A 20,537-nucleotide genomic window follows, 5' to 3' on the forward strand; every position below is an offset into this window, starting at 1 on the left:
GTTAAACCAAATTGAGTTAATTGATAATTTATTGATAATAAGAAATTAAAGCTTAGAAGAAGTGAAACCTTATAAAAGGTACTTAGTTTTACAGACATAATCTGGAAGGTACAAATGTAAAACCAAGTACTGAAACGTGAACTTAACTTATAAAAAATCCAAAAGTTTAGGTGAGGTTCGAGAGAGGTAAAGCTTTTGGACTGAAACCAGTTTAAAACAATCGACCACCGCACATCAATAGTCAAAAATGACATGAAATTGAAGTTACCATGAACAAAGTTTATATACTTTATTAATGCTGATTTATAAAGGGAGTGTAAGCAAGGTTTTACATTATAAATAGAGATGCAACCCTTTAATGATTTCCAAGACCGTTTTTTGACCACGAAAACACAAAAGCATAAAGTCTTTTTAATCTTACCAGGCCTGCTAAATCCTAATTTATTTATTGTTTAAAATCTTCGTGACTTCCTGTCTTCGCGGTTAACTATTAAAACCTCAAACTGCCAACCCACAAGCTACGCCAGATGCCCATGCCCATTGAAAGTTGTAGCCACCTAAATGCCCTGTTACATCTAGCACTTCACCAATAAAATACAAGCCAGGTTGTTTTTTAGCTTCAAAGGTTTTGGACGATACTTCATTGGTATCTACCCCACCTAACGTTACCTCGGCTTTATCGTAACCTGCGGTATCACTTGGATAAAGTGTCCAGTTTTGAATATGCTCGGCGTATTCGGCAAGCGCTTCATCGGTTAAGTTTGAAAGTTGATTTTCAATCGGAAACCACTCTAACCAGGCCTGGCAAAATCGTTTTGGCCAATGTAAATTAAGCCATTTAGACAGACTTTCGCCCGATTGTTTAAGTTGTTTGAGCTCTTCTAAAATGACCAGGCCTGGTAAAAGATTTATATAAATGGGCTTGCCCATTTGCCAGTAATTTGAGGCCTGTAAAATGCCTGGACCACTTAACCCATTATGGGTAAATAAAATGGCTTCTTGAAATGATTGTTTACCTGCCGAAACCTTTACATCTAACGCCAAACCACTTAACCCTGCAATACGTTGCAACCATTTATCTTCAAATACCAAAGGTACCAGGCCTGGTAAAGTGGGAATAACCTTTAAGCCAAACTGTTGAGCGACTTCATAACCAAAACCTGTCGCTTTTAATTTTGGAAAAGACAGCGCGCCTGTAGCAATCACTAACTTTGGCGTACTAAATACACCCTCTGAAGTTTGGATTTGATAGGTTTCATGAACATATTCTAGCTTTATAACAGAACAATTCGTTTTTACCTCTGCTCCAGCCCAATCGGCTTCGGTACGCAAAATTTGTATTAAATCTGAAGCTCGTTCAGCACAAAATAGTTTGCCGAGTTCTCTCTGTTCAAAGACCAATCCATGACGTTCGACTAGCTCAATAAACGCACTTGAAGGATAACGAGATAATGCCGATTTTACAAAGTGTGGGTTTTGGCAAATAAAGTTGTCTGGGGAAACATCCACATTGGTAAAGTTGCATTTACCGCCCCCAGAAATACGAATTTTAGCCGCCGCTTTGGGAGCATGATCTATCACCAAAACAGACTTACCTTGATAACCTGCCGTGGCGGCACACATAAGCCCAGAAGCCCCAGCACCAATAATAATGACATCCCACTGTTGAGGGGTATTAGACATACATACTCTTTTAATTTTGATTTTTTATTTTGACCACTAAGTCACGAAGACACGAAGTTTTTAAAACAGAAAAAAACAAATAACGATTAAATCATTTTTATTTTTTAAATGCCTTTTTTCATCTTCTAACTCTTCGTGTTTTCGTGCTTCGTGCCTTCGTGGTGCATTAAAACAACTTGTTTATTTTACAAAGGTTTCCAAGCCACCTTTCTAGCATTGGCTTCTTCAATAATCACTTTATAGCCTTTTAATACATCGGCTTCTAAGCCTTCTATTCCTAAGTCGATAGTACGCGTTTCATCGGCATGAATACTGGGTAAACTAAATAACCTAAGCGTAGGAAATTCCAGTTCAAACTGTTCCATAAACTCTACCCAGTCTGATTCTTGTCCATTTTGAATTTTAATGCCTTTTTCTATGGTTGGGCTTTGATAATAGTCAGAATAATAATGATTTAAAACCCACTCCATCATCGGTTTTGCCATCATGGGGAATCCTGGCATAAAATGATGATTTTGAATTGAAAAGCCTGGTACACGATTGTAAAAATTGGGGATAATCTCCGCACCCTTTGGATATTCACCCATGTGAATACGTTGTGGATAAGCCTCTTCACCAAATTGACTTTCAATTTCTGCCACGGCTTCTGGGTGACGCTCTATGGGTAAACCTAAAGCGGCCGCTGCGCTTTGACGGGTGCGGTCGTCGGGCGTTGCGCCAATGCCACCAAAACTAAATACTGCGGTGTCGCCTGAATTATTAGCAAAACTATCTTGCAGGGTCTGGGTTAAAAAACCAGGTTCATCACCCACGATTTTTACCCAATGAACACTCAGCCCTCTGGGTTGTAACAAACTATTTGCTTGAGCAAGATGCTTGTCTTGTCTTTTGCCAGAAAGCACCTCATCGCCAATAATTAATAAGCCAACTTTTAAACTATTTTCTTGCATAGAATTGGACCCCGTTCCATTCATTGAAATCTTTGTTTATATTTAACCGTAATATCAGTCTTAGCCATAAAATGGTTTAGAATTGTCTCATATTTGCCAATTAACGGCAGACTTAACCCACAAAATTCATATATTCTTAGAGACCTTTGCACGAGTCATGGGCAAAAGAAAAATGAGCGAAAATTTTTACTACTTAAGGCCTGAAACGCAGTTAATAGCTAGCTATTGACAAGTTTTAGAACGAAAAGCAGTGAAATTTTAGCCATTTTTACTTGTTTATGATCTCGTTCAAAGGTCTCTCTTAATATGATTTTTAATACTAAAACCATTTAAAGACGTATTTTATGATGCAAAATCCACTGCCAACGGTACTTACCATTGCGGGTTCAGACAGTTCTGCGGGAGCAGGTATTCAGGCCGATTTAAAAACCATTCACGCAGTGGGTGGTTATGCCTTAACCGCCATTACCGCAATTACGGCGCAAAACAGTCAAGGTGTTCAGCAAGTTTATCCTGTTACCGCTAAACAGCTCGAAGCGCAATTAAACGCCCTGTTTGTAGACTATCAAATTAACGCCATCAAAATAGGCATGCTCGCTAATGAAGCGCTTATAAAAGTGGTGGTAGAATTTATTGCAAAAATACGGAAACAAAACCCATACATTTCTGTGATATTAGATCCAATTATACTCAGTAGTAGTGGCAAACCACTGCTAGAAGAGAAGGCAATTAACTTTTTTAGAAATAAGCTTTTACCTTTAGCAACCTTGGTTACACCTAATTTACCAGAGCTCAACAGATTGCTTAACCTGCCTACTCATAGTGAATTTATTGGCACGGCAGATGAAGTCCCAAACATATTACAACAGCTCACCCAAAACCATTGGCCTAATACCTTGCTAAAAGGAGGACACAGCGCTGAAAACCTTGCTATTGATTACTTGTTTAGTATGCCTGCTGATTCCACGACTACCGAAACGTTTGCTTACCCTGCACAACGTATTAACACGCAAAACACACATGGTACGGGATGCACCTTATCATCAGCAATTGCCACTCAATTGGCCTTTAACCGTCCATTAGTTGAGGCTGTAAAACTGGCTAAAAACTATTTACAGAATGCCTTAAGTACCGCTGATTACGCACAGCCGCACTACCAGTACAATCACAGTTCTCACGATGCAAATTCATTTAACAACAGACACGGTGGTTTAAACCATTTTGGACAAAAAGCCATTAGTATTTTGGACGAAGAAGAGTAGTTCAAAAGAGTACAAAAGTGAAAACCGCACTTACTTTAGAAAAATAAGCTAAGAGAAAAGTGGTTGAGATTGTAGTAATAAATAGTCAAAAAAAAGGGACTGAAGTTACCCGAACAATAAACGTTTTAATAAAGAGCGGTTATAAGAAATTACTCGCTGTTTTTAAATCTCTTCTGTTAACTTAGCCATTGCCAAACAATGGCTAACGTTCTCTGCAGATGCAAATACAACGAGCTTATTCGGCAACTTTATCTTTAATCTCTTCTCGGGTAGGCTCAGTACTGTCACTAACAACATCAATTGCATCTTGCACATGATCACCCGTTTCAGAAAGTTTTTCTACCGCGGTTTGGCTTGAGTCTAAAAGGTTAACGGCAATATCTCTACTACCAAACCAATCAAACATAATCGCAGCGGCGACTAAGATAATAATCCAAATTAAAATGCTGATTTTTCCAAATAAGTTCATAATTTATTCCTGCATAATTCTTGTTTAATCGTTTTTATTCAAAATAATTAGTGTTTAATGGTGTTTATTAAAAACTCTTTTAGCTGTTTTGTCGCCATATTTGCAAGCTGCTGCATACCTTTTGCTTGCGCTATCTCTTGGGTGCTGCCTTGTTCTAATATTTCATTTTTAACTTCAATAATTGGCATTTCAAACGTATTTAATAACGACAGTTCCCCAAAAAACTTCCATTGATTTTCACTCTCTTGACCTGCTAGTTTTAAGTCATAATCTAAAATAAAATCAGGTGGTCTAGCCGAAAATTCAATACCATTGTTAGCCATCGCTTTCATAAGATCTTGTTCAAATTCTCTACGTTGGCGCACTAAAGGTTTCATATTAAATATCAAACCATTGGCTAAACGAGCAATACGCTTATCTAACAAAACAGATAATCGGCTCCCCCTTAGTCTAGGAACTTTCATATTGTGATTTTTTAAATATTGCTCAATAAATTTACGTTCTTCAATATTCACTAAGGCTGGCATTAAATGTTGTAACTGTACAAATCGTGTACTGGATTCACTGACACGAACATATTTAAAGATTCCTTTATCCAAGGTCTGTAAACGGGTAATAAGCTTACTAGGTTCTGCAAGTACGTCTAATTGGGGTAATACCAATTCTTTTTGTACTGCCACCCTTAAATTTTTATTAAAAACACCTATAGGTTCTGGCAATTGCTGCGCCACTTTTTGCCAGGTGCTTTGGCTTATAACTTCACTCGCCAAAGCGGTATTAAAAAAAGCCTGAGCTCCAAATACAACACTTAAGAATACACCCAGGATAATTTTATAAAATTGGTTTTTAGCCAAAAAATAATCCATATTTCTGCTTTTTTTATAATAATAAGTTATCAAATTATTGCTGGTTAACACCCAGTCTCCTTTAGGCCAATTTTGCAGGCAGGTAATTTCAAATAACATTTTTAATGATTTCATCACCTACATTCAAGGCATATCATACCTTATTGCTTGATTTTATAACGATTAAAGCAACTTTAGATTCCTATAAATACGGGTTTTAGCGATTAAATTTCTTTAAAAAATGGGCGTTTATTTATTCACGTTTAATTTTATCCATTTTTTTCATTAACTCGCGAATTTAGATTTATCTCTCAAAATCTATAAAACCCTGCATTTAGAGCAAGTTATCTTACGCTTTTTAGTAAAAATAAACGAATATCAATCGTTTACCATTCACAAAATTTGCATTTACGTTTATTGAGTTTGCTGTTTTTTTCCACTTCGCCAAGCTCGAATCTTAAATCGTGCTGAATGACTTGCTTGATATAGAGACAAAGGCTGCGGTAAGGCACTGCCTACAATATCGGCCATAATCGTTTCGGCCGCCAAAAATACAGACATTAATCCACGTGGGCCATGGCCATTAGAAACATATAATCCCTGTTGATATTGTTGATGTTTATATCGGTAAACAGCGTGTGTATGTGATTGGCTAAAGTAGGCTTCTTGCATCCACTGCGGATTAGCAACCGCGCCAATAATAGGTAAATGGTCTGGCGTTGTTGGCCTAAAAGCAATGCGCCCAGTTAATTCTTTAGCCGTCACATTTAACCAATTTGGCAACGCTTTTCGTGTCATCTCTATATTATATTGATGCGCTTCTTCACTCAGTATTGTGCTCATATCTGGCGCTTCAAAAGTCGCACCGGTTACCGCTAACCCATTGCCACAAGCGGTTGAATAACCTTCATGTGTCACCGCAATATTGAGTTGTTGCTTTTGTTGATTGGCTTGCAAATGGCTTACCTGCCCTTTAACGGGACGAATTGGCAAACCAAGCTGTTTATTTAAATGACTGTCTAAAATGCCTGTTGCTACCACCACAATATCGGTATCAAATGTTTGCTCTTGTGTTGTGACTTGCCAGGTTAAATCGGTTGATTGTGTTACGGTTTTTACCTGTTGAGAGCATAAAACATTTACATTGTCATAATCAAAACACCGTTGTATTACCGCTTTTGGGTAAAGCCAGCCTCCTTGAGGAAACAAAACGCCACTTGCCGAAACATCGGTGCCAACTAACTCGCTAGCCTGTTGTTGGCTAAGAGGTTGTATAAAATCATTTGGCAAACCCACTCGTTCAAAGGCTTCTTGTATTCTTTGCGAGCTGGTTTGACTAACATTTAACTGTACCAGGCCTGCTAAATTGCCTAAATCTGCAAATATTTGACCTGACTTAACCTGTTTTTGATTGGTTTGCATTGCTTGCTGATTAAACCAAGGTTTTACCGCGCGTAACGTTGCCTCAAAACCTTGTAAATACCATTGGCTACGCAAGTTCCAATCGGCGGTAATTAAAGGATGCACTGCACCCGCTAAATTACCTGAAGCTTGGGTGGCAATCTCATTTTCACTTTCTAAAACGGTCACTTGCCAACCTGCTTGAGCCAGTTGATTAGCCATAGCACCACCCGCCAAACCTGCACCAATTACCACGGCTTTACCGGGTTTTGAGTTTTTAGTTTTTATAGGTTCTGGTCGGCTAAACCATGGTGCTTTTAAACTGAACGGCCGCTGCTGACTTAATTGCCCAAAACAAATTTCGCGTTTTTTGCCAAACCCGCTGGCTTTTTTTACCTCAAAACCGTGTTTTTCAAGTGCCCGTCTAACATCACCAGCGGCGGTAAATGTGGCAAATGTGGTTTGTAAATGACTTAAACGTGCCATCTGTTGATACAAACCTGCTTGCCACATATCAGGGTTTTTGGCTGGGGCAAAGCCGTCTAAAAACCACGCATCTACTTTGGCATTATCACTTGCATCACATTCTGGTAACCCTTTTAATACATCACCAAACCACAAGGTTAAACGTACTCTATTATCAAACAACCATACATCATGCCAGCCAGGGAGTAATAATGGATAAGCTTCTTGCAATGCTTTGGCCATTTTTACCAGGCCTGGTAGTGTTTGTAATACTAAATGCGTTTTAATTAAATCGTTAATATGCAGTGGATATTTTTCAAATGAAATAAAGTGTAATACGGCAGTTTCTGGCGCATTGGTTAACCATAATTCACACGCCATTAAAAAATTTAACCCCGAACCAAACCCCGTTTCGGCAATACGAAAAGTGCTATTACTGGCTAATTCTGCAAATCGTTTTGGTAATTGATTTGGCAAAATAAAAGTATGTTCAACTTCTTGCATCCCACCATCAGTAGAAAAGTAAAAATCGTCAAACTGTGCTGATTTTGGAACCGCTTCATCTGTCCAATTAACTTGTGCTAAAGTAAGGGTATGAGGGGGTTTGTTAATAGAAGACATAAATAGGCAAATTCAACTCGGATTAAAATTAAAATGACAATAACCCCCTCTTTGGGGTTAACACCAATAAATACCGCTATTATACGCAACACAGGAGAGCCTTATGAAAGAAGATGATTTGACTCATCAAGCCAATTCTACTGCCGATTTTTGGAAAGAAAAGCTCACCACAGAACAATATGAAATCTGCCGATGTGGCGGAACAGAACCTGCTTTTACAGGTAAATATTGGGATTTAAAAACACCAGGTATATACTCTTGTGCTTGTTGCAAAGCACCGCTATTTTCTTCAGCTGAAAAATATGATTCAGGTTCTGGTTGGCCAAGTTTTTGGCAACCTGTCAATAAAGAATCGGTACTAGAACGCATTGATCAAACTCATGGAATGACGAGAACAGAGGTATTATGCGCCGCCTGTCATAGCCATTTAGGCCATGTATTTACCGATGGTCCACAACCAACAGGTTTACGTTTTTGCATTAACTCGACCAGCTTAGAGTTTCAAGAAACATAAATTCTTGTTTTATCTGCATAAATTACTATAAACTTACCAGGCTTGGCATTTTCTACTGCATCTAAGCCACCATAGTAAAAGGTAAAATTACAGATAGCGAATATCTAGCAACTAACTGCCACTATTTTAACGTTTTTAAACAGGTCATTCATGTTGGACTTACTCTCTTTGAGAAAACAATTAGCCCAAAAGCAACATCGCCAACTGGTCATTTTAAGCGGAGCAAAGTCTTGGCAAAAAGAACAGCTAACAGGGTTGTACCAAGATGATGAAACGGTTTTTTGGGTAAGCAGTTCTTTAACAGAGCATAGAGACGAGCCACAAACACTTACCGATTTTAGTTGTGAAAATATTGAAGCTAAACGTTTGCCTTATTATTTAGGTCAAGAAATTGCTGGTGCAATTATTGATGTAAAACAAGGATTAAGTGCCGATACTTTAGGTATTGTAGCTGGCATGATTCAGGCTGGCGGTTTACTCATTTTGCTTACCCCTGCGGTAACAGAATGGCAAACCCTTATTAATCCTGAAAATAGTCGTTTTTTAAATACGCCATATCAGCTTAAAGATGCCAAATCTGGCTTTACTCAACATCTTATTCAATGCTGGCAACATAGCCCTATTGTATGGTTAGAAGAAGTTGAATCGTTTGACAAAACAAATAACGATTTAATTACCGAGCCTCTCACACAGCCAAACACCCCACTTATTTTACCCACTGACGATCAAAAACAAGCGTTAACCGCAATAAATAGTGTGGCATTTGGTCACCGTAAACGTCCGTTAGTTATTACGGCTGACCGTGGTCGAGGCAAAAGCAGTGTCTTAGGCTTGGCGGCAATTGATTGTTTGTTAAAAGGTAAAAGACACATTGTCATTACCGCCAGTCGTTTAGATCAAGCAAAAGCCTCTTTTGACCTTGCCTTTGCAACCGTTGAAAACTTAATTGAAAAAAACGAGCCTTTAGAGATTTTAAGCCACAAGTCAGGCTTGCTCATTTTTTGCCATCAAAAAGAGATTAAAACCGTTGAATTTATGGCACCAGATGCCTTGATTTTGCACCCAACTAGCGCAGATATTTTAATGGTGGATGAAGCCGCGCATTTACCAACGCCAGTTTTAACAGAAATACTTAAACGCCACCATAGAATTGTTTTTGCCACTACGCTACATGGCTACGAAGGATCGGGCAGAGGTTTTGAATTACGTTTTAAAAAACATCTTAATCAACAAACGCCTGATTGGAAAAATTTAACCTTAACACAACCCATTCGTTGGTCAGAAAATGATCCGTTAGAAAATGCCATTAACCAATCGTTGTTGTTAGACTTAAACATCACTAAATTAAATGAATCCCACCTTAATCAACTTCAAACCAATCAAATTCATTATCAACATATTACTGCTCAACAACTATTGCGTAACCCAGGCCTGTTAAAAACACTGTTTGGTTTATTGGTTCAGGCGCACTATCAAACCAGTCCAAATGATTTACAACAGTTGTTAAATGCACCCAATGTTCATATTGTTGTTGCCTGTACACAAGAAAACCCACCCACCGATATTCCCACCATTATTTTGGGTGCCGTACTTTGTGTTGAAGAAGGAAAAATAAGCCCTTTAAGTGGTCGAGTTCATGGGCATTTAGTACCGCAGTTACTGACCAAACATTACGCTCAAAATGATTTTTTAATGCTTTCTGCTCTAAGAGTTATGCGCATTGCTGTGCATCCACAATGTTTGAGAATGGGCATTGGTAAAACATTAATTCATCAAGTAGAGCAACTTGCTAGCCAAAAACGATTTGATTATTTATGCAGTAGTTTTGGTTCAAGTGATGAGTTATTACCCTTTTGGTTTGGGCAAAACTTTTGGCCATTGCACGTAGGTGTAAAACGCGATAAATCTAGTGGAACGCATAATATCGTAGTTGCCAAACCGATTACAGCAATGGCTAGACAAGCCTTATCGTTGGTGCAGTGTCGTTTTCAAGAGCAATTTCCACATCTCTTATTAGAATCTTTACCCTATTTACCCGCCACGCAAATTTGGCCGATTATTCAAACGTTTAGATTTAAACAACATCATTATGGCTATACCAAAGCCTTGCAAGATTACCAAAGTGGTTTACGGCCTTATGAATCAATTAGTAATAAACTTTGGCAATGGAGCTTAGAATCGGCTTTGCAAATTAAGCACAGCTCTATTAGTGAACAAGCGATTTGGTGTGATAAGGTTATTAAAAAACAAAGCTGGCAAGATGTCGCGCATAGTCACCATTTAGCAGGCCGTAATGGTGTTGAAGAACAGCTTAAAAACTGCATTAAAAAGTGGTTGATATAAAACTGACTTAGCGATGAAGACACATAGTTGTTAAATAAACATCGTAATTCACGCTTAATAAGAGAACTTTTTCTAAAAAATGAGAGATTATCAGCTCAAGCCCGATAATGACGAAGTGCGTGGTAAATGAGATTGTATTTTTAGATTAAAAATATGAATTTACCAGGCCTGGTAAATTTCATCAGCAACGGCTATTTTCGAAATTAACCACAAAGTCACAATGATTTTGAAATAACAGCATAAATCACGGTTTTACCAGGCCTGGTATACCTAGTGAAACCTAAAAATTGTGTGCCGTGGGTAAACCCTATTTCTAGCATTAAACCCACTTTACTCATTTTTATTTTAGTATTTAAAAATGGCTAAATTAAGAATCAAAAACCACCGTTTTATTGCCGTGAATTAATACCCTGTCTTCTAAGTGATAACGTAAACCACGCGCTAATACGGTTTTTTCTACATCACGACCTAAACGCTTCATATCATCAATCGTTTGTGAATGGCTAATACGAATAACATCTTGTTCAATAATTGGCCCTTCATCTAAATCTTGAGTAACGTAATGACAAGTGGCACCAATTAATTTAACACCGCGTTGATTGGCTTGATGATAAGGCTTAGCTCCCACAAAAGAAGGCAAGAAACTGTGGTGAATATTAATCACTTGGCCAGCGTAATCAGAGCACATTTGTGGCGGTAAAATTTGCATATAACGTGCAAGTACAATCATATCTGCATCATATTTTTTAGCCAAGGCTTCTGTTTCTGCAAACGCTTTTGGTTTGGTATCTGGCGTAACAGGAACATGATGAAACGGCACTTTGTACCATTCAACCATTGAGCGTAAATCGTCGTGATTAGCAATAACACAAACCACTTCACCAGGTAATTCACCTTCATGCCAACGGTGTAGCAAATCTGCTAAACAATGCGATTCCTTTGATGCAAATAGAGCTATTTTTTTAGGATTTTCAGAATCCGAAACATACCATTCCATTTCAAACCCTTTGGCAATGGCTTCAAATCCTTTTTCAAATTCCGCTAATGAGGTAGATAACGAACTGGCCAAAATTTCATGACGCATAAAGAACCAACCATTTGTTGAGTCTGTATGGTGGTTAGCTTCAATAATTGAGCCGCCTTGCGCTGCGATATAATCGGCAACTTTGGCAACTATCCCAACTTGGTCAGGACAAGAAATAACTAATCGATAAACATGGCTCATAACAGTTTGTGTTCCTTAGAATATATATTTGGACGTTGGTACAAGATTTTACAATCAAAAATCATATAAATTAAGACCTTTGCACTAGTCAAGCCACGGTTAAAAATGGCTAAAATTAGTTTATAAAAATAATGATGTTCATAATACCAAACTCTAAAAATAAAAAGTATCTATCTATAAGAGGCTTAAGCATAATAAAATTCGCGATATATCCAATATTTAAGCGCATTCTCTTAAGTTTAGAGCCATAAATTCGTTATAATTTATGTCATTAATACAACTTGAGTTGTCGTTTAAGCCACATCAGAATTTATCGCTTAATTATTCACCATTCATTGCAATACCGGAGCTCTTCATTATTATGAAAATCGTTTCATTCAACACCAATAGCGTACGTTTACGCTTACATCAATTACAAGCTTTAACAGATCAAATTGCACCAGACATTATTGGTTTACAAGAAACAAAAGTTCAAGACCATGAATTTCCGATTGAAGCGATTGACGAGATGGGATATAACGCCATTTTTATGGGTCAAAAAACCCATTACGGTGTTGCCCTGCTATACAGAAAAGGGATTGAACTGATTGATTCTCAACTGGGCTGGAAAACCGATGATGAAACGGCTCAAAAACGTATGGTAATTGGTGACTTTAAACTAGAGAATGGTGAAACGGTAAAAGTAATTAATGGGTATTTTCCACAAGGCGAAAGCCGTGACCATCCCGTTAAATTTCCAGCTAAAGAGAAATTTTATCAAGACCTAATGGCGTATTTAGAAGACGACTGCGACCCGAGTCAGCAGATAGCGGTCATTGGTGATTTTAATATTTCACCTACCGATTTAGATATTGGTATTGGCGAACCTAACCGTAAACGTTGGTTACGAGATGGCAAAACCAGCTTTTTACCCGAAGAACGTGAATGGTGGCAAACCCTTTTAAACTGGGGATTAATAGATACATTTAGAACCGTTAACCCTGAAGTTAATGACGTTTTTAGCTGGTTTGATTATCGTTCAAAAGGTTTTGATAGAGAACCGCGTCGTGGCTTGAGAATTGATACCGTTTTAGCAACGCCTTCTTTAAATGCCAAGGCGGTTGCCAGTGAAGTCGCTTATGACGTACGAGGAATGGAAAAACCATCTGACCATGCTCCTATTTGGACTGAATTTAAATTTTAAAAAATACTCTTGGAAACCCTAATGTCTTCTGATGAAAACATCACTCATATTTTAAAAGTGGTACAAGCCAATAAATTGGCCACACAAATTATTCAACTCTTACTCAAACCAGAACAGCCTATTAAATATACCGCTGGCGATTACATTATGCTGGGATTTGATACTGAAGAGCTTAAACCGTTTTCTATTGCTGATGCACCGCGAGACGATGGGTTAATCGAATGCCATATTCGTAAACAACCTGATAACGACTGGATAAGTAAACTATTTGAAACAAAAGCGGGTGATAATTTAGTTATGCAAGGACCAAAAGCACAAATGAGTTTACAGCCTGCGCATGAAGCCATCATTTTTGTAGCTGGCGGAACGGGATTTGCCCCAATGCGTGCTTTATTAAACGAATCTTTACGCCAAAATATTGTAGTACCCATTACCTTTTATTGGGGTGCACGCTGTGTAGAAGAGCTTTATTTACACACATGGATGATTGATCTTGCTCAAAAACATCCTCATATTGAATATGTTCCTGTTATTTCTGACGACTTTACAAATTGGCAAGGTGAAACAGGCCTAGTTCATAACGCCGTTATTCACGATCACCCTAATTTAGAAAATCACACTTTATATATGTGTGGACCTTGGCCAATGATTCAAACCGCTAAAGAAGCATTTTTAGCCGCGCATTTAAATGAAAATCATTTAGTTTATTAACTAAAAAGTACCGATTTATGGGAATGTGACAATAGTATTAAGAATAGTCTAATACCCTTATTAATTTATTGATTACCGATATGTGAATACAGCTCTTTTCGTAGTCTATAATGCAGTTGTGAATAAACTAAAAGATAATCATGGCTAAAGTAAACTTTAAACAATATACCTTTAAATCTGTACTGCTAAACCAGCTATTTATTGCGATTGCGGTGGCTTTTGCAATCAGTTTACCGCTTACAGGTATACCCGCTTATTTTGCGTTAAATCATACAATTAACTCAGACATAGAAAATCTTGAAAAAGAGAGCTATGACTCGGTTAATGAACATTTAAATACCGGTTGGCAACCTTATAATGTTGATAAAGTGTATCAAGAATTGCGCGAAAGAATACCTGGCGCCGCCTTATTCTTGCAAAAAGCACCTCAATTTTTAGACCCCGAAGAAGATGATGTCGTTGATCCATCAACCCCGACAACTGCAACCTTTAAACGCCTGATTGAAGACGTTCAAAAAAATGAACGTATCATTGTTGAAACAAACATTGTAAACGGCACCATTAATGCCGCTATTCCCATTAAGTTTCAAAGCCAATGTTTAGTTTGCCACTCTCAAGAAGTTAAAACAGGCGAAATCTACGCCGGCGCTTTAGCTGGAACCATGGTGCTACAAGTACCTATGTCTATTAACCAGGTTTCTGCCGCCTCAATCATTGTTTTCTTTGCCATATTTTTATTAATCTTTATTGTGGTTGCTACCATCATTACCAATAAATTAGTACAAACGAATTTACTTGTACCATTAGGTCGCTTAAATGACCGTGTACGACGTTTGCGCTTAAGTAGTCACGAACAACATATTGACTGGGAAAGAACGCCTCAACAAATGATTGAAGTTGATCAAATTGATCAAAGTATATCTGCACATATACAGACAATACACGGTATATACGACAAACTTGATGCCTTGGTTGTGACAGAACACCAAACAGGTTTGTTTCATAAAGAACGTTTTAACGAAGTGATGAAATATGAACTATTTAGAAGCCATCGTTATCAACACCCATTTTCGTTGCTGCTTATTAAATTGGTTAATGTTAAAGTTTTAAATTCAACAGCCAAAAATATTGAAATGGAAGACCCTGGTTCAAAATATATGGTATTTGGCCAAATAATACATAACGATACCCGTGAAACCGATATGGCCTTCCGTTTAGAAGAACAAATCTTTGCCATTGTTGCTCCAGAAACGGACGAAGAAGGTATTCAACGTGTTAAAGAGGATATCTATCACCGTTTAATAAATAGTGACATTCCAGATCATGCTAAGAACTCAATAGTGCGACCTGAATATGAATTTACTATTCAACTAGGAAGCGTTACTTGCAATGGCTCTGACAGTGAGATTACCGCCAAAGAATTACTAAAATCCGCTGTTGCTTCAATGCGCAGTGCAGAAGAGCAAACTGGTCGTTACCCACCGTTACCAACAAGTTCTGAATCTTAAAAACACGCTATTCAGCAAGTTTTTACCCTACAAACCCGCATAACTTTGTTATAGCGGGTTTTTTATTATCTGCAATCAGCAAACACCTCCTAAACCGACACAATAGTTTTACCAGGCCTGGTAAATTACCTAAAACAAGATACCAATAAGCTTAAGGAAGAAAATGCGCACTCTATGGCTTAACCAAAGAATTTTTGTTTGGCAATGGAGAGATTATCTGGTCAAACCCGATAATGACGAACTTAGTTGTTAATAACGAGATGGATTGTTAATGACAAGATGATTTATTCAAGATGGAATTATTATTAGTGAGTGTGTATTGTAGATTTAAAAACCAATTTACCAGGCCTGGTAAATTACCTAAAACAGCATGCCTACAAACTTAGAGAAACAGCCTAATAAAAAAGAAAACGCACGCTGTCATCTTCTGTCTTAAGCATGGAATCTTTGTTTGGCAACGGAGAGATTATCGGGTCAAGCCCGATAATGACATCTTGATTGTTAATAATGAAATTGAATGTGATAGATGAGGTAGATTTTTAAGCTTAAAATTATTTATTTTCTAATTGTAAAATAGCTTCTTTGTAGGTTAATGCGGCTTGATTGTCTTTACCTTCCGCTTCATAACATTGTGCTAAAGCATGAAAGGTTTCAATTTGCGGGTTTAAAGCCAAACTTTGTTTTAAATAACTTTGGCCCATCCCCCATAATTGGCTACTACAAGCAAGTCTACCCAGTGTCAGCAATAAAATAGGATTTTCATCCCCTTTGATATGGGTTCGCCATTTTTCTGCAATTTTTAAACGTTCAAAAGCTGGCCCTAATGTTAAACGCCCATATTGATAAACTAATCGGTCGTTCCATTGTCTTTTAATTGCTCTTTCTAGCAAGCTTTGTAAGGCAACTTCTTGCCCCCAGCCTATTCGTTGTTCAACATATTCAGAGAGCAGAGTTGGATCGAATTGTTGCTTTTTAGTCAATGAAGCCCAAAGGTTATTTAGCTCATCTTCATTACTTGCTGATGCGAGTTTACCAGCCCAATAACTTTGCTCTAGTTCACTGTATTCAACTACACCTAAAGCACGTGATTTCTTTAAATCTGGCAGTATATCAGCCAGCGTTTGCCAATAACCTAGCTTACGTAAAGCCGTTGCATATTCAGCTAGTATGGTTGGGTTTTTAGGCTGTTGCTCATGCAGTGCCTGCAAAATAACCAGCGCCATTTCTGGCTTGTGTTCTGATAATAAGCGCGCCTCAACCAAACCAATGGTAATGTATTCATCAGGGTATAAATCTCTTGCTTGATCCAAATATAAATCACGTCGATCATAGGCTTGTTGGTTATGCGCCATTTTGGCCGCACTCAAATAATGAACCAAACCTGCTTCACTATTTTTTGCACTTTTAATAAGCTGTTTTTCCGCTTTATGCCAATCACCATATTCAAGGGCAATCATCCCTTTAGCCATTGCCGTTTCTGCTTTGCTGTATTGACGCATTTTACGATGACGTCGCCAAAAAAGAGGTAGATTCCAAATATTGATAATAAGGCGAATCACACCATAAGCCAGAATAAAAGCAATGAGTACGGTGGCAAATAAAAAGCTAACACTCGTTTCTATTACATAGTCTTGCCAAACCATCGAAACCTGACCATTATCATTCAATAGCAAGGTAGCTAGCGAGGTAGCCAGTAAAAAAAGAATCGCTAAGACGACAATTAATCTCATATATTTTGTAGCTCTTTCATTTGATTAGTGCTCAATCGTTTCATCTAAGTTTATAATCGATAAATTCTGTTTACGTGGAAACTGAATACGTAAAAAAGGTTCTAACAGCAAATTAAATTCCGTTGCTTCTTGGCTGTAATGTCTTTTTATAAAGGCTTTTATATCCGCAGTCGCTTGCTTCACTGTCTGCAGTGATTGAGTTTGCATACCCCAATCTAGTCTGTCCACCAATAAGCTTAAACGCTGCTGTAAAACATCATTTTCTAATAAGTCATCAACTTGAGTAACCGCTCCATCTTCCGTTCGTTTTTTAACGGTAAACATTTCACTAAATTTTGATAGTAATCCGTTAATGCTTGTTGATGAGTCCTGCTCGGCCGTTTTAACAACGCTATTACCATTTTTTATTTTTTTAGCGGTCAGTTTAGCAATCACATCTTTAAGCTCAGTGGTTTGTGGCAATGGATTGCGTAATTGGTCCTCTTTAACTTGTTTTAAATAACCTAAATCTTGACCAATTAAACGGGCTAATTGGGTTGTGTATTTAAAGTCACTTAAACTTACCGCTTGCTCAAGAGCCAAAAGTTGTTGTTGGGTTTCATCTGCACGACCATTTAAAATCCACTGGGTATTTACTTCAACAATCCATTGTTGAATTTGCAAACTATCTAATGGCATATCAAGTTTTAATACATTCGGTTTTTTGCTTAAAACTTGCTGTTCGGTCTTAAAATTAAATAATTCTTTTAATTTATCGCTCACATTTGCCATTTGGCTTTGGAGTTTTGCATCGAGTTCTTTTAAAGCTTTTTCTTGTTCTGCTGATGATGGAAGGCTTTTTTGAGCGTTATCTGCAAGTTGATTAATTTCAGCCAAAGCTTTATTTGCTTGTTTAGCCGCTGCTCCCGTTAGTGAAGACATTTCTTTATGCAACACATCAATTTGCTGCTGAATTTTTTGTTCAAACACACTGCTATCTGTTGTTGAACTCTCATTATTTACAGCCAAGTTTTGTGTTGCAGCATTGACTTGCTCTGTAATCATTTTCTGCATATTGGCTTGTTGTTTTTCCATATGATTATTGAGGTCAAGATTATCTTCTTTTAGCTGATTAATCTCGGACTGTAAATCGTTAATTTTTTGAATTTGCCAATCGTTATTGGGTCGTGTAACAAATAGAACAACAATCACAATAATAAACATCAGTAGCCACAACAAAGTACTACGGTATTTTGAAAAAAAACTTGGTTTTTTCATCGACTTGTCTTTTGTATTTGACACATCATCTCCATTTGAAACCGAAGCAATAGGCTCATCGTTAATAAAGTTGGTGGTTTCTTTATTCATATCGGCAGGCATTTCCAAATTAACCGATTCTTCTGGTGAATGTTCTTGGGCTTTTTCTTGAGAAAAAGACTGTCCGCGTAAGATTTTTTCATCAATACTGCCAGAAATAACCTCACCATCAACAATACGATGTTCTACATTGGGTTTTATGCGTTTAGACATATTTTCACCTAAAACTCTCTTTTATGTTGCCGTTATTATGTTTATATTATGGTAATGAGTATAAATACTTTTACAAAAAACGTTAAATAGGCCTTTTCGCCTAGATTTTATCTAGCTTTTATTCATTTTTTTCTATTATGGCATGGATAGCGTGTGCAATACCTTGATTACTTTGTATTTGAACAACTTGAATTGGAGTTAAACAACCTGTTAGCCTTATTTGTTCTGCAATTCGCTGGCTCATAACAACCAGGCCTGCTAATTTGCTTAATAACTGATTCAATTTGTCTTTATCAATATCACCCGTTTCTATATTACGCTTTTGATTTAACGGGTTGCTCTTTTGTAGCCCCTGCAATAAGTTTTGCCAGCCTTCTAAACTGCTTATTAATACAATAGGGGTTTTTGATGCCAAAAATATTTGCCATTGTTCTGTACAAAATTCTATTTGCTTTCGTTGGTAAATATTTATCTCAACAACCTTAGCGCCTCGTTCTGCCAAGGTTTGTTTTAATAATTTTCTGCCACCCAAACCTTTAATTAAGGCGATTTTTTCACCTTTTACATTTTGCATTTCAGCGTGTGCTAAAAAGTGTTCGCTATCAAACTGGGTTTGCGAAAGGGTTTGAATATTTAAGTCAAACTCTTCCCCTTTTTGTTTAGTGGCTTTGCCAATGGCATATAATTTACCGCTAAAACAAGGAGGTTGTATTTCTGTTTTTAGCTTGCCGTGTTGCTTTGCATTTTCTGCATGAAACCAACCTTCAACGGCATTAGCACTGGTAAAGATTACCTTATCAAAATGCGGTATATTGGCCAACTGAGTTTGCGTAGGTTTAAGCCAATCAATATATATGGTTGGGCATTCAAATACTTGCCCACCCATATCCATTACTATTTGATTTAATGGCTGTGCCTGATGTGCTGGGCGTGTATTTAAGAAGCTAAACGGTTTCACTTAAAGACTCTTTTTTTCAGGTCTCTTAATAAATACCCTTTAAGAAGTTTAGCCTTTGTGATGAGCGTCATTGGCATACACTTCATCTAAAATGGCTTTTGCACCTTGATCTAATAATTTTTCACCTAACTCAGTACCTAATTGTTTGGCGTCCTTGGCTAACCCACTAATACTCGCTTTTAATATTTCTGAACCGTCTAAAGCCCCAACTAAACCGCGCATACTCAATTGATCACCGTCTAATTCCGCATAGACACCAATAGGTACTTGGCAACCACCTTCTAAACGATGATTCATAGCGCGTTCAGCAATTGTACGAATTTCTGTATCTTTATGGTTTAGCACTTTAATAATATCTAATGTTTCTTTATCTTTTTCAAAAAACTCAATCCCTAAAGTACCTTGAGTTACGGCTGGCAAACATACCTCTGGCGAAATTTCATGACGAATACGTTCATTGAGTTTTAAACGCATTAAGCCAGATGTTGCTAAAACAATGGCATCATATTCACCTGCATCAAGTTTACCTAAACGTGTACCAACATTACCGCGTAAGTCACGGACATCTAAATCGGGTCTAATTGATAACAACTGTGCTTTACGACGTAAACTAGAGGTACCTAAAATCGCTCCTTGCGGTAAAGATTCAAAAGTTTCGTAGTTATTTGAAACAAACGCATCGGTTGGAGCATGTCGTTCTAAAATTGCACCTAAAGCAAACCCTTCTGGTAGCTCCATTGGCACATCTTTCATTGAGTGCACGGCAATATCGGCATCGCCATCCATCATGCGATCTTCTAACTCTTTAGTAAAAAGTCCTTTACCTCCAATCTTGGCTAAAGGCACATCTAAAATTTTATCGCCTTTAGTCACCATTGGTAATAATATGACTTCTAAACCTGGATGAACTTTTTCTAGTTCAGCTTTAACAAATTCAGCTTGCCACATGGCTAAAGGACTTTTACGAGTAGCGATTCTTAAGGTTTTTTTCATAGGTCTTCCATTCACGTCAATAAAAGATGTTAGTAACTAACAGGCCTTTAACACCGCGTTTTTTATTAATGATTTTTTGATTAGCCCCATTTTACTGAAAAAGCTCTTAAAGTTTTAGTTAAAATAAGGGATTAAGTTAAGTGAAATCAAAAACAATAGACTTTAAT

Annotated in this window: 16 protein-coding genes; 6 read left to right on the forward strand and 10 right to left on the reverse strand. The window is 37.5% G+C overall.

The features are described 5' to 3' along the window. Positions 1 to 498: 498 nt before the first annotated feature. Together ACYQ0E_RS13035 and ACYQ0E_RS13040 are read right to left on the reverse strand one after the other, a co-directional pair. Complete coding sequence (locus ACYQ0E_RS13035; RefSeq protein WP_460188660.1) at positions 499 to 1,683, reverse strand: BaiN/RdsA family NAD(P)/FAD-dependent oxidoreductase; 1,185 nt, start codon at positions 1,681 to 1,683, stop codon at positions 499 to 501. Positions 1,684 to 1,868: 185 nt separating this feature from the next. Further along, positions 1,869 to 2,657: a competence/damage-inducible protein A gene (locus ACYQ0E_RS13040; protein ID WP_460188661.1), complete on the reverse strand. Its 789-nt coding sequence runs from the start codon at positions 2,655 to 2,657 to the stop codon at positions 1,869 to 1,871. Positions 2,658 to 2,977: 320 nt separating this feature from the next. Between ACYQ0E_RS13040 and thiD the strand changes: the two genes are divergently transcribed. Next, positions 2,978 to 3,895, forward strand: a complete 918-nt coding sequence (gene thiD, locus ACYQ0E_RS13045) for a bifunctional hydroxymethylpyrimidine kinase/phosphomethylpyrimidine kinase (RefSeq protein ID WP_460188662.1) — start codon at positions 2,978 to 2,980, stop codon at positions 3,893 to 3,895. Positions 3,896 to 4,130: 235 nt separating this feature from the next. On the opposite strand, the gene ACYQ0E_RS13050 is transcribed toward thiD, so the two are convergent. The 3 genes from ACYQ0E_RS13050 to mnmC form a co-directional block, all read right to left on the reverse strand. After that, positions 4,131 to 4,364 carry a hypothetical protein gene (locus ACYQ0E_RS13050; RefSeq protein ID WP_460188663.1) on the reverse strand — a complete coding sequence of 78 codons (234 nt, stop codon included), beginning with the start codon at positions 4,362 to 4,364 and terminating at the stop codon, positions 4,131 to 4,133. A 47-nt stretch (positions 4,365 to 4,411) separates the two neighbouring features. Further along, positions 4,412 to 5,218 (reverse strand): hypothetical protein, encoded by an 807-nt coding sequence (locus tag ACYQ0E_RS13055; protein ID WP_460188664.1) that lies wholly within the window; start codon positions 5,216 to 5,218, stop codon positions 4,412 to 4,414. A 405-nt stretch (positions 5,219 to 5,623) separates the two neighbouring features. Next, entirely contained in the window at positions 5,624 to 7,696 is a 2,073-nt protein-coding gene (gene mnmC, locus ACYQ0E_RS13060) for a bifunctional tRNA (5-methylaminomethyl-2-thiouridine)(34)-methyltransferase MnmC2/FAD-dependent 5-carboxymethylaminomethyl-2-thiouridine(34) oxidoreductase MnmC1 (RefSeq protein ID WP_460188665.1), read from the reverse strand. A gap of 103 nt (positions 7,697 to 7,799) precedes the next feature. Between mnmC and msrB the strand changes: the two genes are divergently transcribed. Next, on the forward strand, positions 7,800 to 8,210 hold the full coding sequence (msrB, locus tag ACYQ0E_RS13065; RefSeq protein ID WP_460188666.1) for a peptide-methionine (R)-S-oxide reductase MsrB: 411 nt from the start codon (positions 7,800 to 7,802) through the stop codon (positions 8,208 to 8,210). Positions 8,211 to 8,360: 150 nt separating this feature from the next. Then, positions 8,361 to 10,553: a tRNA(Met) cytidine acetyltransferase TmcA domain-containing protein gene (locus ACYQ0E_RS13070; RefSeq protein WP_460188667.1), complete on the forward strand. Its 2,193-nt coding sequence runs from the start codon at positions 8,361 to 8,363 to the stop codon at positions 10,551 to 10,553. A 367-nt stretch (positions 10,554 to 10,920) separates the two neighbouring features. Here the strand turns inward: ACYQ0E_RS13070 and purU are convergent, their stop codons facing one another. Continuing rightward, positions 10,921 to 11,778: a formyltetrahydrofolate deformylase gene (gene purU / locus ACYQ0E_RS13075; protein ID WP_460188668.1), complete on the reverse strand. Its 858-nt coding sequence runs from the start codon at positions 11,776 to 11,778 to the stop codon at positions 10,921 to 10,923. A gap of 361 nt (positions 11,779 to 12,139) precedes the next feature. Here purU and xthA point away from each other — a divergent pair, with 361 nt between their 5' ends. From xthA to ACYQ0E_RS13090, 3 genes are all read left to right on the forward strand, one after another. Continuing rightward, positions 12,140 to 12,961, forward strand: a complete 822-nt coding sequence (gene xthA / locus ACYQ0E_RS13080; protein WP_460188669.1) for an exodeoxyribonuclease III — start codon at positions 12,140 to 12,142, stop codon at positions 12,959 to 12,961. Positions 12,962 to 12,982: 21 nt separating this feature from the next. Then, on the forward strand, positions 12,983 to 13,672 hold the full coding sequence (locus ACYQ0E_RS13085) for an FAD-binding oxidoreductase (protein ID WP_460188670.1): 690 nt from the start codon (positions 12,983 to 12,985) through the stop codon (positions 13,670 to 13,672). A 140-nt stretch (positions 13,673 to 13,812) separates the two neighbouring features. After that, complete coding sequence (locus ACYQ0E_RS13090) at positions 13,813 to 15,180, forward strand: GGDEF domain-containing protein (RefSeq protein WP_460188671.1); 1,368 nt, start codon at positions 13,813 to 13,815, stop codon at positions 15,178 to 15,180. 551 nt (positions 15,181 to 15,731) lie between these two features. Here ACYQ0E_RS13090 and ACYQ0E_RS13095 read toward each other — a convergent pair. The 4 genes from ACYQ0E_RS13095 to hemC all read right to left on the reverse strand — a co-directional run bounded on the left by ACYQ0E_RS13095 (position 15,732) and on the right by hemC (position 20,370). Continuing rightward, positions 15,732 to 16,910 (reverse strand): heme biosynthesis HemY N-terminal domain-containing protein, encoded by a 1,179-nt coding sequence (locus tag ACYQ0E_RS13095; RefSeq protein ID WP_460188672.1) that lies wholly within the window; start codon positions 16,908 to 16,910, stop codon positions 15,732 to 15,734. Between the two features lie 24 nt (positions 16,911 to 16,934). Then, the gene (locus ACYQ0E_RS13100) at positions 16,935 to 18,419 is read right to left on the reverse strand and encodes a coiled-coil domain-containing protein (RefSeq protein WP_460188673.1); all 1,485 of its coding nucleotides are present in this window, start codon (positions 18,417 to 18,419) and stop codon (positions 16,935 to 16,937) included. A 118-nt stretch (positions 18,420 to 18,537) separates the two neighbouring features. After that, positions 18,538 to 19,377, reverse strand: a complete 840-nt coding sequence (locus tag ACYQ0E_RS13105; protein ID WP_460188674.1) for a uroporphyrinogen-III synthase — start codon at positions 19,375 to 19,377, stop codon at positions 18,538 to 18,540. 48 nt (positions 19,378 to 19,425) lie between these two features. Further along, positions 19,426 to 20,370 carry a hydroxymethylbilane synthase gene (hemC, locus tag ACYQ0E_RS13110; RefSeq protein ID WP_460188675.1) on the reverse strand — a complete coding sequence of 315 codons (945 nt, stop codon included), beginning with the start codon at positions 20,368 to 20,370 and terminating at the stop codon, positions 19,426 to 19,428. Positions 20,371 to 20,537 lie beyond the last annotated feature (167 nt).

Source organism: Thiomicrorhabdus hydrogeniphila, assembly GCF_054656895.1.

Bases quoted from the DNA above. Each gene is read 5' to 3' on its own strand.
- xthA (WP_460188669.1), top strand. From the start codon at position 12,140: ATGAAAATCGTTTCATTCAACACCAATAGCGTACGTTTACGCTTACAT.
- ACYQ0E_RS13050 (WP_460188663.1), bottom strand. From the start codon at position 4,364: ATGAACTTATTTGGAAAAATCAGCATTTTAATTTGGATTATTATCTTA.
- ACYQ0E_RS13085 (WP_460188670.1), top strand. From the start codon at position 12,983: ATGTCTTCTGATGAAAACATCACTCATATTTTAAAAGTGGTACAAGCC.
- msrB (WP_460188666.1), top strand. From the start codon at position 7,800: ATGAAAGAAGATGATTTGACTCATCAAGCCAATTCTACTGCCGATTTT.
- mnmC (WP_460188665.1), bottom strand. From the start codon at position 7,696: ATGTCTTCTATTAACAAACCCCCTCATACCCTTACTTTAGCACAAGTT.
- ACYQ0E_RS13100 (WP_460188673.1), bottom strand. From the start codon at position 18,419: ATGTCTAAACGCATAAAACCCAATGTAGAACATCGTATTGTTGATGGT.
- hemC (WP_460188675.1), bottom strand. From the start codon at position 20,370: ATGAAAAAAACCTTAAGAATCGCTACTCGTAAAAGTCCTTTAGCCATG.
- ACYQ0E_RS13095 (WP_460188672.1), bottom strand. From the start codon at position 16,910: ATGAGATTAATTGTCGTCTTAGCGATTCTTTTTTTACTGGCTACCTCG.
- thiD (WP_460188662.1), top strand. From the start codon at position 2,978: ATGATGCAAAATCCACTGCCAACGGTACTTACCATTGCGGGTTCAGAC.
- purU (WP_460188668.1), bottom strand. From the start codon at position 11,778: ATGAGCCATGTTTATCGATTAGTTATTTCTTGTCCTGACCAAGTTGGG.
- ACYQ0E_RS13090 (WP_460188671.1), top strand. From the start codon at position 13,813: ATGGCTAAAGTAAACTTTAAACAATATACCTTTAAATCTGTACTGCTA.
- ACYQ0E_RS13035 (WP_460188660.1), bottom strand. From the start codon at position 1,683: ATGTCTAATACCCCTCAACAGTGGGATGTCATTATTATTGGTGCTGGG.
- ACYQ0E_RS13070 (WP_460188667.1), top strand. From the start codon at position 8,361: ATGTTGGACTTACTCTCTTTGAGAAAACAATTAGCCCAAAAGCAACAT.
- ACYQ0E_RS13040 (WP_460188661.1), bottom strand. From the start codon at position 2,657: ATGAATGGAACGGGGTCCAATTCTATGCAAGAAAATAGTTTAAAAGTT.